Source organism: Streptomyces decoyicus (assembly GCF_019880305.1).
Lineage (GTDB): Bacteria > Actinomycetota > Actinomycetes > Streptomycetales > Streptomycetaceae > Streptomyces > Streptomyces decoyicus.
In genome coordinates this window covers 597,429-613,872 of record NZ_CP082301.1, presented here as the reverse complement: position 1 = coordinate 613,872, position 16,444 = coordinate 597,429, and the positions used below count along the sequence as shown (strand labels likewise).

At 71.6% G+C, this 16,444-nt stretch carries 9 protein-coding genes and 1 pseudogene; 2 read left to right on the top strand and 8 right to left on the bottom strand.

The window, feature by feature from the left end; all coding sequences use genetic code 11:
- Window positions 1-10: 10 nt before the first annotated feature.
- The 5 genes from K7C20_RS02615 to K7C20_RS02595 form a co-directional block, all read right to left on the bottom strand.
- Complete coding sequence (locus K7C20_RS02615; protein ID WP_030077938.1) at window positions 11-1,675, bottom strand: flavin monoamine oxidase family protein; 1,665 nt, start codon at window positions 1,673-1,675, stop codon at window positions 11-13.
- Window positions 1,672-3,558, bottom strand: a complete 1,887-nt coding sequence (locus K7C20_RS02610) for an alpha-keto acid decarboxylase family protein (protein ID WP_030077936.1) — start codon at window positions 3,556-3,558, stop codon at window positions 1,672-1,674. The genes K7C20_RS02615 and K7C20_RS02610 overlap by 4 nt, the downstream gene beginning before the upstream one ends.
- On the bottom strand, window positions 3,555-5,684 hold the full coding sequence (locus tag K7C20_RS02605) for a flavin monoamine oxidase family protein (protein ID WP_053210403.1): 2,130 nt from the start codon (window positions 5,682-5,684) through the stop codon (window positions 3,555-3,557). The genes K7C20_RS02610 and K7C20_RS02605 overlap by 4 nt, the downstream gene beginning before the upstream one ends.
- Before the next feature lie 5 nt (window positions 5,685-5,689).
- Window positions 5,690-7,168, bottom strand: coding sequence for a Dyp-type peroxidase (locus tag K7C20_RS02600; protein WP_209444035.1), 1,479 nt, complete (start codon window positions 7,166-7,168; stop codon window positions 5,690-5,692).
- Between the two features lie 652 nt (window positions 7,169-7,820).
- Window positions 7,821-8,576 (bottom strand): dienelactone hydrolase family protein, encoded by a 756-nt coding sequence (locus tag K7C20_RS02595; RefSeq protein ID WP_030077932.1) that lies wholly within the window; start codon window positions 8,574-8,576, stop codon window positions 7,821-7,823.
- A gap of 270 nt (window positions 8,577-8,846) precedes the next feature.
- Between K7C20_RS02595 and K7C20_RS02590 the strand changes: the two genes are divergently transcribed.
- A complete protein-coding gene (locus K7C20_RS02590) occupies window positions 8,847-9,329 on the top strand; it encodes a hypothetical protein (protein ID WP_030077931.1) in 483 nt (160 codons plus the stop codon).
- Between the two features lie 15 nt (window positions 9,330-9,344).
- Here K7C20_RS02590 and K7C20_RS02585 read toward each other — a convergent pair.
- Window positions 9,345-9,836: pseudogene (locus K7C20_RS02585) on the bottom strand (MFS transporter); the annotation flags it as partial.
- A gap of 53 nt (window positions 9,837-9,889) precedes the next feature.
- Complete coding sequence (locus tag K7C20_RS02580; RefSeq protein WP_030077928.1) at window positions 9,890-10,417, bottom strand: hypothetical protein; 528 nt, start codon at window positions 10,415-10,417, stop codon at window positions 9,890-9,892.
- A gap of 232 nt (window positions 10,418-10,649) precedes the next feature.
- Between K7C20_RS02580 and K7C20_RS02575 the strand changes: the two genes are divergently transcribed.
- The gene (locus K7C20_RS02575; protein WP_053210404.1) at window positions 10,650-13,367 is read left to right on the top strand and encodes a LuxR C-terminal-related transcriptional regulator; all 2,718 of its coding nucleotides are present in this window, start codon (window positions 10,650-10,652) and stop codon (window positions 13,365-13,367) included.
- A gap of 204 nt (window positions 13,368-13,571) precedes the next feature.
- On the opposite strand, the gene K7C20_RS02570 is transcribed toward K7C20_RS02575, so the two are convergent.
- Window positions 13,572-16,202, bottom strand: coding sequence for a LuxR family transcriptional regulator (locus tag K7C20_RS02570; RefSeq protein WP_053210405.1), 2,631 nt, complete (start codon window positions 16,200-16,202; stop codon window positions 13,572-13,574).
- Between the last annotated feature and the right edge of the window lie 242 nt (window positions 16,203-16,444).

Here is a 16,444-nt window from a genome sequence, read left to right as displayed (position 1 = left end):
TCGCGGCCCCTCAGAACAGACCCTGCGTCAGGGCGACCGAGTCGGGCACGGCGATCTCCTCGGGTGCGCTCAGGGGCATGATGCCCAGAACCTGCTGGACGACATAGTGGGCCGACATCATGGCGCCCTCCTGCCAGCCGGGCAGTGGTGAGATCTGGTCGCCGGTGACGAAGAACGTGTCGGTGCCCTCGGGCTGGAGCAGTTGCTTGTACGCCTTCTTGTGGCTCTCCTTCTGCGGCGCCCACGCGGCCCATCCGCCCAGCTGGTAGGGCACCTTGTGCCAGGCGATGGAGACACCCTTGTCATCGGGTACGAGCTTTCGGTCCGCGAATTCGGGGTGCAGCTCGATGGCGCCGTCGCGGGCCAGCCGCAGGCGTTTGTCCGGGGAGAGCTTCCCGAGGGTTTCGGCCGCCGCCCCGAAGTTGTAGGCGCCGGTCAGGGTTCCCTTGTCGGAGAAGTAGTCGTTCGACGGGTACCACAGCTGGGTGATGTTGTGGCCGGTCCAGCTGATGCCGCCGTAGATCCCCTCGGTGTCGTCGATCCCGCCGAGGTCGCCCTCCCAGAAGCGGCGGTTCGCCTGCCAGCCGACCTTGCAGGTCTTCTCGAATTCCACGAGGCGGATCGCCTGCTCGAAGGGATCCGAGAAGCGGGTCAGTTTGACCTTGCGCAGCACCGGGACCGGGATGTTGCTGACGCAGTAGCGGGCGTCGGCATGGAACTCGTCGTCGCCCTTGCGGTAGGTGACAGTGGTCCCGAGGCCGCGCGGATCGATCTCGATCTCGCGGACCTCGGCGCCGAACACGAAGGTCGCGCCGGCCCGTCTGGCCTCCCGCGCGAGTGCCTTGACGATGTGGTCCATGCCGCCGACCGGCTGGAACATCGTGGCCTGCCACAGATAGTCGACCGGCTGGTAGAAACGGGCCTTCCAGAAGCCCGAGTTCACCAGGTCCTCGAAGGGCAGCGCCGGGGCCGGAACGGGCCACTCCTCGATCTCCGGTCTGTCGAGATAACCGGAGCGCGTCGAGCCACGGTACTTGCCGTTCGTGTCGAGCGCGCCGAACACCCGCAGCAGGTCGCGCAGTTCACCGGTGAAGGTGTCGGTGCTGACCAGTGTCTCGGCGAGCTTGGCCGCGAGGTGGCCCCGCGTGTCGTTCGCCACCCGCCGGTTGGGCCAGGTGACCTCGGCATGCGGCGGGCGGACGCGGTTCGCCGTGGTCTCCATGACGTACGGCTCCAGCTCCACACCGAAGTCACGGCAGTACTTGAGCACCCTGCGGTGGTGATATGGGATCCGGCCGGGCCCGAGGTTGAGGTACAGGCCGTCGTCGAATGCGCAGGTGTGCGTCCGGGTGACTGCTCCGTGCTCGTCGATCTCGTAGAGCTGGTCGCCCTTGCGCGCGGTGCGGTTGCGCCCGCCGACGCGTTCCTGCGCCTCCAGCACGGTGACACGGTAGCCGAGCGTGCTCAGTTCGTAGGCGGCCGTCAGACCGGCGACGCCGGCACCCAGGATCAGCACCTTCGCGCCCTCGCCGGGGCTTCCGGCGGGCCCTACGGTGCCGGTCCAGCCGGTGGCCTCCGGCCCGGACAGTCCGCTCATGGCGTGCCGGAGCGCCTTCGCCGAGGTGTCGAGCGTGACGCCCTTCGCCGTGGGCCGCTGTTCGTCCGGGCCGGTCATCCCACGCTCCCTTCCGACAGCGCGCCGCCGGACGGCGGACAGTTCTCGGTGATCTTGTACTTGAGTGCCTCGGGATAGTCGTGCCGCTTGAACTGCACCCGTACGACGACCGGGCCCTGGTTGATCTTGTCGCTGGGCTCGGCGATCCGTTGGAGGAGGGTGGCGAGTTCGTCGTGCGTACGGACGGCAACGCCGTGCATCGGGTGCTTGGTGGAGCCGAAGACCTCCGCGAGCTTCTCGTACTGCCAGGGGTGCAGTTCGTTGTAGAAGTCGGCGCCGTCGGAGGACGGTGCCCCGTCCTTGTAGTAGCAGGGGTGGACGAGCATCTGCTCGATGCCGTAGAAGGCCTCGTTGTCCAGGATGAAGACCACCGGGCGCAGACCGTGCCGCACATGGGTGGACATCTCCTGGCACGTCTCCTGGAAGGAGCCGTCGCCGACGAAGACCATCGGGCGCTTTCCCGCACGGCTCCGCCCGAGCGCCACCCCGGTGGCCGCGCCGACCGAGTAGCCGATGGACAGCCAGCTGTTCTGCGCCACGTACGAGGCGCGTTCCGCCATCCGCAGATTCATCGAGCCGATCAGCGCGAACGCGGCGTCGCACACCACGGTGAACGGGTTGCTGCGCTCGCCCGGGGGCTCAGTGGTCTGCGAGTCGAGGAAGGCGTTGATGTGGCGGAAGAAGCTGTCGTACGTCACGGTCTCCGGGTAGGGCCCGCCGGTCTGGGAAGCCAGGTAGGCGGCGGTGCTGTCGGGGACGTCGAGGCCCTCGCCATGGGCGCGGGCGAAGTAGTCCGCGGCGAAGGAGCCGCTTCCGAACTCGGCTACCAGGCGTTCGCGCAGCGCGGGGAGGAACCGGGCGAGCTGTACATCGGGGAAGTACGAGGCGCCGACATGCACCCCGTCATGGGCGGCGACCGCCCAGTCGTCGCCGATCGACCGCTCGCCGCCGAGGTTCTTCGAGGTCGCCCACGAACCCAGCCCGATGCGGCAGCCCGCGTTGTTGAAGACCTCGGCGACCTGCGGATTGCTGGCCTTGCCGTTGTAGACGCCGGAGAAGCCCGGGGTGTACTCCGACACCACGGACTTGGCGCCCACGGTCGTGCAGAACGGGATGCGGGTCTCGCGGACCAGCTTCTCGAACTCGTCGGACAGCCGGAAGCGGTCGATCTCCTCGCCGGCCCACAGAATCGGGTTCCGGTAAGTCCGGATGAGGTCCACACACGCCGCGACCGCCCGCTCGAGCATGCGCTGGTTCTTCGCGGTGACGGGCCGCTCGCGCCGCGTCAGACGGCCTTGCGGTGCGGGACACTGCGCCCCCCAGACGTCATCCATGATCTCCAGGTACACCGGCCTGCGATGGGAGAGACACGAGGTGATCGCGCTGTCGATCTGGGTGGGGGCCAGGCCCGGGTTGGAGAGGGCCTGGGCGTCCACCGTCACCTGACGGTAGACGTCCAGGTTGCTGTCGGGGCGCTGGGACATATGCGAGGTGAGCAGCCCGATCGCCTGCTGGTTGAGCCACGACTCGTACGACGGGGCGGCGTTGATCGCGATCAGCGGAACGTACTCGGCGAAGGCGCCGCCGATCGCATTGAGCAGGTTGAACGCGCCCACGCTGTAGGTGACCGCGACCGCGCCGATGCCCTGCTCGCCGAGCGTGATCTGCGCGTCGGCGGACTTCACCCGCGTATACGCGTCCGCGGCCTGGCCGGCGCCCCCCTCGGTGGGGGTGCCGACCCAGCGCACCGTGGTCTTCTCGTGCAGCGTCGACAGGAACGGGCCCAGGTGGTCGCCGGGAACGCCGAACAGATGGGTGATGCCGAGCTGTTCCAGCCTGAGGCCCAGGTACTCGGCCACCGTGCAGGTCCTGGATGTGGTCATGACGTCAGCACGTCCTCTCGTGACCGGTCCGGCGAGGTGGCGGAGCCCCGGCGCTCGCGGGGCGCCGCGGCCCGCCCGCCGAAGGCGCTCTCGTCCGCCGCTGGAGCCTCGTTGACAGCGATGGCGGCACGTACGGCCGTCTCCACCGCACCCTCGATCCAGGCATGCTTGAGCGACACATGCTCACCGGCGAAGTGCACAGGACCCTCGGCCCGCACCACATCGAGGTGGAAACTGGTCATCTGGTGCGGGGTGTAGACGGCCGCCTCACCGCAGGCATACGGGTCGCGCAGCCAGCTCTGGGTCTGGCCGGCACCGGTGTAGAAGACCTCGATCCGGCGGCCGTGCACGGACTGGAGGTTCTGGAGGGCGTAGCCGTAGCGCTCGTGGTCCTCGAAGGAGTCCCAGCGCGCGGCGTCGTCCGACCATGAGTAGCCGGCCAGCACCACGCCGCCCTGGCTTCCGGGGACGGGGTGGGAGGGGTAGTACATGAAACGGTTGGGGTTGTCGGTGGTGGAGCCGCCGCCGTAGGCGTTGGTGGCCGGCCGCACGCCGCCGCGCAGCCCGGAGTTCTGGTAGTACTCCACCTGCTCCCGGCTGATGCGCTTCTCGTCCACGCTCGGATGGGCGCCGAGCAGCCCGGTGGGCAGGTCCCGCAGGCTCTGCGGCACGGCGACCGCGGCCTCGGCGTCGTCCTCGCCCCACCGCTGGTAGTACTCGTACAGACCGGGCGCGACGGCGTCGAGCTCCCGCTTCCAGTCCTCCTCGGTGAACTCCCACCAACGGCGCGAGAACTCCAGGAGCACCTTGGTGGCCTGGTCGTAGTGCGTCTCGATGACGGCACGGCGCTTCTTGTACGAGAAGGGCGGGGTCACGGTGGTGAACCGCAGGCTGGAGAAGGGGATGGTGACGATCGCCAGGTCACCGGTCCAGGTCTGCACTTCACCGTACGGGTCGCCCTCGGGCACGGTCTGGATGGCGACGGCGGGGCCGCCCGGCCCGGCGAGCCCGCCGTGGTGGCCGTCGCGGCCCGCGTCGTAGTACTCCAGCCGGACCATCCGCTGGCCCATCACGATCTGGTCCCGCAGATCCTTGGCGAGCGCCTCGGGAAGCATCCGGCTGCCGCCCTCGATCTCCCAGTACGTGGCGGTGGGGTCGATGTCGCTGCGGCCCAGGAAGCTGTGGAAGAACGCGAGGTGCAGCCGTGACGTCATGTTCTCGATCGTGCCGATCGCCTCGATGGCCTCATCGCTGAACCCGGCGTACTCGCGCAGGAAGCGGCCCATCGAATAGCCGTCGAAGTCGCGGATGACCCCGGCCCAGCCGTCCAGCCACTCCTTGAAGGGCTTGTTGATCCGTTTCCCGTCGCTCTGGAGTACGGAGTAGTAGTCGCGTACCGGCTCCAGGGCCTGGTTGACCATCTCGCCGACGGTCAGCCGCGATTCGCAGCCGGTGAGGTGGAATCCCTCGTTGATCTGGGACGGGTCGGTGGCGTACTGGGCGCGCCGTGCCTGCGCGCGGTTGGTACGGATCCAGCTGTGATTGCGCTTGTCCGGCTCCCGGAACTCGGGGCTGGGGTCGCCGTTCGTCCAGATCTTGCCGTCCTTGAACGACTTGTAGACCACCGGGGGGACGGGGACGGTCTGGTTGCCCGTCGTGGGGTCGATGTCGACGTTGAAGAACAGCCGCCGCTTCAGGCCGAGTTTGTCGATCAGCGCCAGGGTCAGCGGATGGAAGCTGGGCAGGCGCATCGCCCCGGCTTCCGCGTACTGCGCGGGGTCGGTGAAGGGCGGTGGCTCGCCCTTCTTGGTGTGGAAGGTCTTGATCCGGCCGCCTACCCGGTTGGCGTTGGCCTCCAGGATCGTCACATCGTGCCCGGCGCGGGTCAGCAGATCGCCGGCGACCAGACCGGCGATGCCCGCTCCGACGATCAGGATGCGCTTGGGGGCTGCGGGGCGCTCCAGCCCCTGGTCGATCAGCACGTCGAGGTAGCGGAGCTTGAGGTCTTCGTTGGCCGGCTCGGGGCCGACCAGCAGGAGTTCGCGGGCGAGCTGCTGATAGGTCTTCTCGTTGGCGCGCTCGGCTCCGGTGTGCCGACCGTGCAGGTCATGGCGGGTGTCGTTCATGGCGGTCAGACCTTCTCGTGCAGGGACTGGTACGCGGCAAGCCGCCGCAGGGTGGTGATGGAGGGCGTGAAGGCGTACACCGCACCGGTGGTCCGCACGAACCGGTCCATCGACACGGTGCCTTCGTGGCCGTCGGCCAGCACGATCCGGGCGTCCGGGCTGCCGGGATCCCCCTGCTTGATGGTGCCGGTCACCTTGTCGATGCCGTTGGGCGCACCATTCGTTCCGGGCACGAAATTTGGGTTGTTCGACCAGATCCGCTGCACGAACTCGAACTGTCGCTCGAGCGAGGTGCCGTAGCACACGAACATCAGGCCGCGGTCCGTGTCGTCATTGTCCCCCGTGTACGCAGGACCGTACGGAATGCCGCGGCGCATGATGCGGTGACGCTGGGTGGGCTCGAAGCGGCGGGGAGTCGTTCTGCGGATATGCGCGGCGCACGGGGTCAGTTTCCCCTGCCCGTCGTTCTCGTAGGTGAAGTCATTGCGCCCCGGACCGACCCCGGTCACCGGGTTTTCGCCCTGCGCGAGGGGCGTGCCGTCTTTCATCCGACCGACCAGACACGCGCCCAGCCGCTCGGGGGAGATGCCGCTCGGCCGGAACTTGCCCGCCTCGCGTACCACTGCGTCATTCCAGGCGGCGACGTCCTGCCGCAGCCGGCGCACCACCTGAAGAGAACCGTTGTCCAGCCACTTGGGTCCCTCGGGCGGGTTTCCGCTCTCACTCTTGTGACCGAAGACGAATTCACCGGGCTCGACCAAGACGGCCCCCGCGCGGTTCTCGCGGAAGCCGGGGTTGTCCCGGTCCTCGCGGTGGAAGTCCTTGACTCCCGGCTGGGAGATGCCGTCCTTGTACCCGAAGTGCTCGTGCCCGCGCAGGTCGCCCGTCAGAGTACGGCCGTCATCCTGATGGACCAGCATCACACCGTGCGCCGAATCCGCTGCGGTGATGTTCTTGAGCTTTTCGTCGAGCGCCTCCTCCGTGTCCGCGGCGACGAGCAGTACGGCGTGTACGCCGGTGCGGTCCGAGCCGAAAAGCCAGTTCCCGGGGGCGCTCGTCCCCTCGTCCCCGAGGCTCGCCGCCATGCTGTCCGCGCCCTTCACGAACGAACCGAAGGAGGCCAGATCCTGTTTCACCTTTTCGGGCTCGCGGGCGACCTGAAGCAGGCCCTGGAAAGTTAAGGACACCCCCACCCAGGTGGCGGTGAGGGACGGATCCTGGCCGTAGGCCCGGCGGGAAAGGGAGAACTCCTCATTGAAGTCCTCGACCGCTTCGGTCACCGAGACGGTGTTCAGCATGACGGACAGCCAGCCGCGTCCACCTGCGCCCTTGTCGTCGGGGAAGCGCACATAGCGGAACGTCATGTAGTCCTTGTTGAAAGCGGCCAGGATGTTGCCCTGGATTTCCGTGGATCTGCGCAGTGGCGGTTCCGGCAGTTGCTCGATGTCCGGAGCGGCCGTCGGGCGCATGGAGGTAGTGGTCACTTCTCTCCTTTGCTGGAGCTTCGCGAGCGTCGGGGAGTTGCGCACCGGCGGATCCGGCTCCCGGCACGCTGAGGCGGCATGTGATGCGGAATGTGATGTGGAATGTGATGCGGAAAGACACAAGGGCACACCAAAGCCAGCCGGTGCACGGCTTGTGGAACCAGCCCAGCATCGAATCGGCCACCCCGCAAAGCACTGACGCCAACCGGAGCACAGGGTCACTCGCATTGGTGAGCACGCGTCCACCACGGTGCACGGCATCGCGCAGCGCACGGCATCGCGCAGTGCACGGCTTTGCGCAGTGCGCGGTCGGCGCAGGCCCGCGAGCCGCCCGACGGAACGATCCGGGGAGCCGTCGCCCCGAGCGCCAGGCGATCGTGCGCCGAGCGGGGGAGTGGGTATCTGGTCCGGGCCTTCGTCGGGCTCCTGCCGGGCGGGCCGCTCAACAAGCCCCGAAGACCGCCAACTCAGCCCAGGCGCAGGGGACTTCGTCCGCGTTCGCCGACGGGGGCGCTCGCGCTGCGCACTCCGTCGACGGGTCCTTCAACAGCGATGCCCCGCCGACCCGCTGCAAATGTGCGGGGGGCGGCGGGGCATCGCGGGCACGGCCCCCGGGCGGAACGGCGTCTCTCCGGGGGGACCAACCGTGATGTCAGAGGCGGCGTCCGAAGAGTTCCAGCAGATTGCGCCAATGACGCTCGGCCGCCTCGGCGTTGTAGGCGACGGTGTCGCTCTGGGTGTAGCCGTGGTGGGCGCCTTCGTACAGCTCGCTGCGGTAGGGCACGCCTTCGGCGTCCAGCGTCTGCTCCAGGATCTTGATCTTTTCGGCCGGCATCGAACCATCCTGGTCGGCGTGTCCGAAGTACAGCTCCGCCTTGATGCGGTCCGCGAGCCGGTGCGGGCTGTCCTCGTCGTCGGTGACCAGGCGGCCGGCGTGGAAGGACGCCGCGGCGGCGATGCGGTCGGGGCGGGCCGCGGCGGTGCGGAGGGCGAGGACACCGCCCATGCAGTAGCCGGTGGTGCCGACCGGGCCGTCGGTGACCAGAGGGGAGGCGGTCAGCCAGTCGAGGTAGGCGCCGGCGTCCCGCAGGGCCGGGCCGGGGGTGAGGGACCGCATCACCGGGGCGAGCTGCTCGAAGATCTCCGGCCGCCGGGAGGGGTCGATGAAATCGGGCAGGTCCACCACCGGGGCGCGCCCGGAGCGGTAGAAGACGTTGGGCACCAGCACCGTGTAGCCGTGCCCGGCCAGGCGCCTGGCCATCTCCTCCAGCGAGGGGCGCAGCCCGAAGGCATCCATGTACAGCAGGACGCCGGGGTGCGGCTCGCCGTCGTCGGGGTGGGCGAGATAGGCGTCGGCGGTACCGTCCGGGGTGGGGATGTCCAGAGGGGCACCGTGCACGCTTGTCATGTCCGCACCTTTCGTCGGGCTCTCCCAGGGCGGCGCGCGAGAGGCGGGCCGCCCGTCCGCCGGTTCCACGCCGGCGGATCCCCCCACAGTAATCGTCTGTGCGGAGGGAGCATCCGGTACGGCGGGGCGGGCCTCCCGCCGCCGGGGGAGGGACGCGCTTCTTCGGGCCGCCCGCCCCGGCCGATCTGTCCGGAGCCCACCACGGAGGCCCCGTAAGACTGTTCACGTCCGCACAAGTCCCTTGCGTTTCCCCTGTGTTGGAATCCAGGCATGGCCAGTACCTCTCCCGGAACCGTGTCACTCTCCCGGAACGAGCCCTCGCGCCGGCCGCGCGCCGAGGTCGAGCGGTTATGTGACGAAGCGACGCGACAGAAGGACCTTGCGCACCGCAGAGCCGAATTCTGGGTCAAGGTCGATATCGCCCTGGGCTTCCCCGCGGCCCTCCTCGCCGGCGTGTCCGGAGCGGCGGGGCTGGCATCGGTGGACGCACGTGTGCCCGCGGCGCTGGTGGCCCTGATCGCTGCCGGGTTCGCCGCCGGGGCCGCCTTCCTCCGGGGTGACAGCAGGCGTCTGGCCAACAAACGCGCCCGGCAGGCATGGGCCTTCGTGGAGGCCAAGGCCCGGATGAAGCTGGCGCAGGACCGGGTGGCCCCCGAGGACCTCGGCGAGGTACTGGAGAGCCGCCAAGCCGCGCTGGCGGCATACGAAGGGGAAGACGCCCAGGCCGGTCCGCCGCCGATGGTGTCGGGCTGAAACGGGGGAAGCTCGTCAGCCCGCGCGACGTATGCCCGCGCGGTGTATGGCCGCGCGACGTATGCCCGGTTGGCAACCGCCGAGCCGCGTTCCTCGATCCTTCTCCGTGGCAACGGCGGAGGCGGAGAGGAGCGTTGCGCCGGCGAGGCTGCCCCAGAGGGCGGCCGGGCCGTGTGGTGCGAGAGCGGTGATGACCGCCGGGGAGACGGCGAGGCCGAAGCCCGTGGAGAGCTCGAAGCGGGCGAGGGCGCGTCCCAGGACATGGGCCGGGGCGAGGGCGGTGACGAGCGCGGTGGCGCTGCCGGCATAGAGGATCTCGCCGAGGGTGCAGACCACGGACACCGTGGCGACGGCCGGGGCGCCCCAGCCGTGTCCCAGTGAGGTGGCCGCGAGGAAGCCGAGGTAGGACGCGGCCAGTACCACGCCGGCGAGAGCCAGCACGGTCCGCCGGGGGGAGCGGGACATCAGGACGGTGACCGGAACCTGGAGGGGGACCACCAGCACCGTCACGCCGCAGACCCCTGCTCGGGCGACCGACCCACACCGATCCGCGCAGTTGCCTAAGGGCTGTCCCGTTCGGCCAGCTTCTTGAGGGTCAGCAGCTGCTTGCGCATCATGACGAGATCGCCCCAGGCGAGCAGTCTGCGGCGCAGCCTCTGGGCGAGTGATCCCTTGACCTCGGCAACGACCTTGACCACCAGACGGCAGCCGCCCTCGTGCGGGCGCAGGGTGTAGCTCACCGCCATCTGCCCGTGCCGCTCGGCGAGCCGGGGCGGGAGGACACCGGTGAGGTGCGTGTCCGTCTCGAAGTCCGCGATCTCGAATACGAGGAACGGCTGTCCCGGGGCCGGATCCGGCAGTCCCTGGACGAGCTGCTGCGGGCTCTTGTGTCCGCGGAAGTCGATCCAGTCGTAGCTGTACGGGGCGATGGTCAGCTGCCGTACCCAGCGGAAGGTGAGGCCGGCCGGTGCCGACACGTCCACGGCCCGGATCCACCCCTCGGACGGGGCCTCCACAAGGCGATCACACGGATAGCGTGCTTCCTGCTCCGGCCCGGTGGCGCCCCAGACCTTCCCGGTCAAGTCCATGCCGCGACCCTAGGCGAACGCTGTTGCCGGCGGCGCCGCACGAACGCCGCCGGCAACCGGCAGGGCCCGGTCTGCGGCGCCGTGGGTGGCGGCGGCCGGCACCGTATGAGCAATGGCTGCTCATACGCCGACGGCCGGCAGGCATCATGCTGGGGAGGGCGAGGGCCGGACCCTGGCGCCTGTCGTCACGTCCGGGGCCGGGCACAGCGGTACGACAGGCAGGGAGCATCATGTGACGTCCGCCCCGTCATCTTCGGCACCGGACGGCCACGAGGCCGACGACCACGAGGGGTCCACAGCGGGTGCCGGCCGGCGCCACCGGTGGCCGTTCGCGGCCCGGTCCGAGGAGTTGGCCGCATTCGAGACGTACCTCGGCGGCGGCACGGTGTCCGCCCTGCTGGTGCACGGCCCGGCCGGCGTGGGCAAGAGCCGGCTCGCGGAGGAGTGCCTGCGCCACGCGGAACGGCGCGGCCATCGCACCGAACGGGTGGTCGCCACCACGACGGACGCCGCACTGCCGCTCGGCGCCCTCGGGCACCTGCTGCCGCCGGACGCGCCCGTGCACGACCCCGTCCTCACCTTCCACGCCGCGGCGAAGGCCTTCACCCCGTACCGCTCGGACGGGCAACCCCGGCGCGGGGTGGTGCTGGTCGACGACCTCCCGCTGCTGGACAACGCCTCCGCGGTGCTGCTCGGCCACCTGGCCCGGACGGGATCGGTCTTCCTGGTGGGCACGGTGCGCACCCCGGCCCCGCCCTCGGACGTGGTGGAGTCCTTCGAGCACGAGGAGAGCACCAGACGCATGGATCTCGGCGGGTTCGGCGAGAGGGAGGTCGCCGCTCTCGTCCGCGGCTGCCTCGGCGGCCCGGTGGAGCACGCCTCGTTGAGCACACTGGCCCAGGCCTCGCGCGGCAATGCCCTGGTGCTGCGCGAACTGGTCGCCGGTGCCCTCGACTCGGGTGCCCTGGTGTGCGAGGACGGGCTGTGGCGGCTGACCGGCCGGCTGGCCGGGACCCGCCGCCTGACCGGGATCGTCCGGCGCCGGCTGGAAAGCCGCAGCACAAGCCAGCACCGGCTGCTCGAACGCCTCGCCCTGTGCGAGCCGTTGCCCCTGGACGCCCTTCAGTACGGGGGCCACACCGACGACATCGAGACGCTGGAGGAGCAGGGGCTGGTACGCGTCCGGATGGACGGACGACGCACCGTGTGCGTGCTGGACCACCCCATGTACGGCCAGGTGCTGCGCCGCGGCATGCCCGCCGCGCGTCGCCGTGCCCTCTACCGGGAGCAGGCCGCTCACCTCGCCGCACTGGGCGCGCGGCGGCGTGAGGACGCGTTGCGCCTGGCGTCCTGGCGGCGGGCGGCCGGGCTGCCGGTCGGCCTCGACACGCTGCTTCCCGCGGCCCGGATGGCACGGCACGTATGCGACTACCCGACGGTCGTCACTCTGCTCGCCACGGTCCCGGCGCGGGACGCCACCTTGGAGGTCTGGCTGCTGCGCGGCGAGGCCCACCACCACACCGGCCGCTGGGCAGCCGCCGAGGAGTGCCTGCGCACCGCGGAACGCCTGGCGGAGCGGGACGAGGACCTGCTGACGGTCACCATGGAGCGCACCCAGAACCTCTACTGGGGACTCGGTGACACCGCCCGCACCCTGGAGGTCAACACCCGGGCCGCCGCCCGGCTGGACGAGAGCGGCCGGCGGGTGCTGCGGGTCAACGAGGCGGCTTACCTGCTGTACAGCGGACGGGTGCCCGATGCGCTGCGCCTGCTGGCCGACGCGGAGAAGATCGCCGTTCCGCGGCTTCGGATGTGGGCACAGTTGCAGCGTTCCCTCGCGCTGTCGTACACCGGCCGCGGCGGCGAGGCGGTGGAGCTGGCGCGGGCGGTCCACGAGGAGTTGACCGCCGCCGAGAGCGAGCGGCGGCACGGCAGAGCCTCCTCGCACGGCAGCGGGCCCGCGATCTACCGCATCGCGGCGCTGACCGATGCCGGCCGCACACAAGAGGCGCGCGAGGTGGGCCGGGCCGCGTTCTCCCAGGCGGTCGGGGCGCGGGCGCCGGCACCGCAGATCTGGCTCGCCGCGCACCTGGGGCGCTGTGAACTGATCGCCGGGCACCTCGGGCCGGCCCATGACTGGTTCACCGAGGCGCTGAGTCTGGCACGTGGCCAACAGGCGCGGCGGGCAACGGCCTTCGCGGGCGCCGGACTGGCCGTGGTGCTCGCCCAGACGGGCCGCGCCGACCGGGCGCGCACCGCGCTGGAGGCGGCCCGGTGCCCGGAGGAGGAGCGCCAGCACGCCTCCCGGCTGATGCGGCAGCTCGCCACCGCTTGGCATACCGCGGCACACGGCGCGACCGAGGAGGCGCAACAGGTGCTCGCCGAAGCGGCCGGACAGGCCCGTGAGGCGGGTATGTCCTCCTACGAGAGCTGGCTCCTGGCGGACGCCGCACGGCTCGGCGCCGCCGTCGAGGTCAGCGGCAGACTGGCGGAACTGGCCGCGGACGGGGACAGCCCCCTGGCCGGCCTCAGGGCACGGTTCGCCGCGGCACTCGCCGCCGACGACCACCGGCGGCTGCGCGAAGTGGCCAAGCGGTCCGAGGAACTGGGCGCGGACATGATGGGAGCCGAGGCCGCCACCGAGGCATCGGCCGCCGCCGAGCGGGCCGGTGATCCGCGGGCCGCCGCGGCCGCCGCCGTACTGGCCCGGCGGCTGCTGGACCGCTGCGGCGCGGCCCGTGTCACCGCTCCTCGGGCACGTGTTGCCGAGGTACGTCCGCTCACGGGGCGCGAGCAGCACGTCGCACGGCTCGCGGCGGACGGGCTGACCAGCCAGGAGATCGCGGCCCGGCTTGTGCTCTCGGTCCGTACCGTCGACAACCATCTTCAGCGGGCCTACGCCAAGCTGGGCGTCACCTCGCGCGGCGAACTCGCCCGGATCATGCGGTAGTTGCGGTAGTTGTGGCAGCCACGGCGCCTGCCGGGCCGGTGCCCGTACCTCACCCCGGCGGCCGCCGCACGTCGCCCCGGGGCCGCGGCGACGGGCCTCCGGGCCGCGACGACCGGGCTCCGGGCCGCGACGACGGGGCTCCGGCTCCGCCCCCGTCGACCCACGGCCCGTCACCTGCGCCCCGTTCGCACCGCTGCCCGCGGTTCACCGCACGACGGGCCTCGCGACGGGCCCCGTGGCGGAACGATGGACCGCCGCGCCCAGCGCCGTGCGGTCCGAGACCTCCAGCTTGGTGTAGATCCGCTGTAGATGGTTGCCGACCGTGCGGACCGCCAAGGTCAAGCGCGTGGCGATCGCACCGCTGCTGAGGCCGCTCGCCGCCGCCAGTGCCACCTCCAGTTCGCGTGCGGTCAACCGGGAGCGCACGAACGACGGCACCAGCCCCGGCGTGCGGGCACCCGGGGCCGGGCCCATGAGTGCCAGGGCACGCTCCTGGGCACCCTGCGCAAAGGCGTCGGCACCCGCGCGGAGGTAGGCGGTGGCGGCGGCGTTCCAGGCTTCCGCCGCGAGGAGCGCCGCCCCCAGGGAAGCCAGCCGTCCGGCACACCGCTCCAGCAGGTCGGCCCGTCCGGCGGCCAGCGCCCGCACCAGGTCGGCGCGGGCGGAGACCAGGGCGCTGTCGGACCCGGCAGCCAGTGCCCGCAGCGGCTGCTCGGCCTGCGTCGCCGCGCCCAGCCGTGCCGCGTCGCACAACAGGTGCGACTGCGCGGTCAGCAGACCGCGCCGGCCGGCCGCCCCGGCGGCGTCCAGCGCCACCCCGCGGGCCCGCCCCAACTGGCCCACCGCCGCCGCCATCCAGGCGCTGACCAGCGCCGCCTCCGGACGCCACCAGCGGTCGGGTCGCAGGGATCCGGCCTCCTCCCACCACTGTTCGGCGCGCTCGGCGTCGCCGCCCACCGCCGCGGTCAGTGCCTGCCCGCACAGCCCCGCCCACTCCCCGGAGCGCAGTCCCACCTCACGGGCGTGCGCCAGCATGCTGCCGTACCAGATGCGCGACTCGGGCAGCCGGCCGCGCAGGTAGCAGATCCAGCCCAGGTGCTCCGCCAGCCAGGTCTGGGCGCTGCCGGCGTGCGAGTCCATCGCCAGGTCGTACCCCTGCCGCGCCAGGTCCTCGGCCGCCGCCAGTGACCCGGACTCGGCCAGCGCGCGGGCCTCGGCGCCCACCAGCAGCGCCGGATGGGCCACGGCGTCCACGGCGGTGCACGGCCGGCGGCCGGCCCGCGACAGCCGGGCGGCCCGTACCGCCTCGCCGGTGCGGCCCGATTCGGTCAGGCAGTACACGCGCGGCACCGCCGCGATCACGTCGGCCCGTGAGCCAGGTTCCGGCGCGACCGCCCGCCAGGCCTGGTCCGCCCGCCGCACATCCCCCACCAGGCTCCACAGCGCGGTCTCGTTCGCGCCCAGCACCGCCTCGTCCGGGTGGCCGGCGAACGTGCGCCGGGCCGCCGCGTTGACCGTGAACGCCTCGTCCACCCGCAGCAGACCGAACGCCAGGCTCTGGGCATGCAGCACCACGGCGGCCAACCGCTCGTCGTCGCGGGTCGACTCGCGCAGCGCCCGCCGCACCGCCCGTTCCGCCTCCCGCGGATGCCCGTGTTCGTACAGTTCCTCGGCGAGCAGCAGCAGTGAACGGGGGCGCGGGCGGATCCGTGCCAACTCCCGTGCCAGCCGCAGCGCGAGGGCGTGGTCGTGGGTCCGGCGGGCCAGCACGAGGGCGTGCTCCAGCTCGTCCGGGTCGACGCCGTCGGCCGCGTCGAGGCGCCAGCGCACCGACCTCAGCCGCCCGGCAGGGCCGGTGTCCCGATCCCGCGACCGGATGGTCTGGTCCCGCAGGATCCGGCGGGTCCGCTGCACCGGCAGGGCCGCGCGCAGCACGTCCCCGTACAGCGGCCCGGCCAGTTCGGCGCAGGTGTACGGCCCCTCCTCGACGAGGCGTACCCAGCCGTCGTCCGCCAGGAAGTCCGCGGACGCACGGTGCGGCGGGTCCAGGGGGAGGCGCCCGCACACCGCCAACCGTTCGAGGAGGCCGCGGTGTTGCGGGTCGAGGTGTCGCAGCCGGGTCTCGATCAGCGCCCGCAGCCGCGGGGTCGCCGAGAGCGGGCCCACCAGGCGCCACAGGCCGCCCTCCGCCACCAGGGTCCGGTGCCGCACCGCACCGTCCACCAGTTCGCGCAGGTCTCGCGGTCGTCCGCCGCTGGCCCGGTGCAGCATGCGCACCGCTCTGCGCTCGACGGCCCCGCCCAGCACCCGCTCGACCAGATCGGTCACCACCGCCTGGGGCAGAGGCCGCAGATGGACGCGGTGCAGTGCAAGGTCCGGCCAGACGGGAGGACGCGCGGCATCGGTGGTGGCCACCAGGGCCACCCGGCCGGTGCGCAGCCAGGAGCCGAGCAGCCCGGCCGACGCCCCGTCCAGGTGGTGGGCGTCGTCCAGGAGCAGCACGGGTCGCTGCCCGGAGGCCGGCCCGGTGCCGCTCAGCGTGGGCGGGGCGCCGTCGGAGCCGGGCCGCAGCAGGTGGGCCAGGGCGCCGAACGGCACCGAGCGGGCCGCGGGGGTGGCCGTGACGCGCAACTCCGGATGACCTCGGCGGCGGGCCAACTGCGCGCACTCGTACGCCAGTCTGCTGCGGCCGGTGCCGCATGCTCCGGCCACCAGCACACCGGTGCCGCGCGGGTCGCACAGCGCGCGGGCCGCCTCGTCCAGCTCCGCGTCGCGGCCGAGCAGGGGCCAGGGGCGCTCGGGCCGGAGCCGGCCGGCCGGACTCGTTGTCTTCATCGGGGTGCTTCCTGCACGTCTCGGGTTGCTTCCTGCACGTCGGCGGTGCCGTGACGCCGTACGGCGACCCGTTGGTGACACCCTGCGGCTCGCCGTCACCGAATCGCCGTCACCGAAAGAGGACCAGTGGCTGAGCCAATGAACCGGACGGACGTAGCGTCACCCACCTGCCCGCCGTCCGTCAACGCGTCTGCACGGCCGGGGCGGGACGACGTGGGGACGACGCGGCCACCTGACGGGCC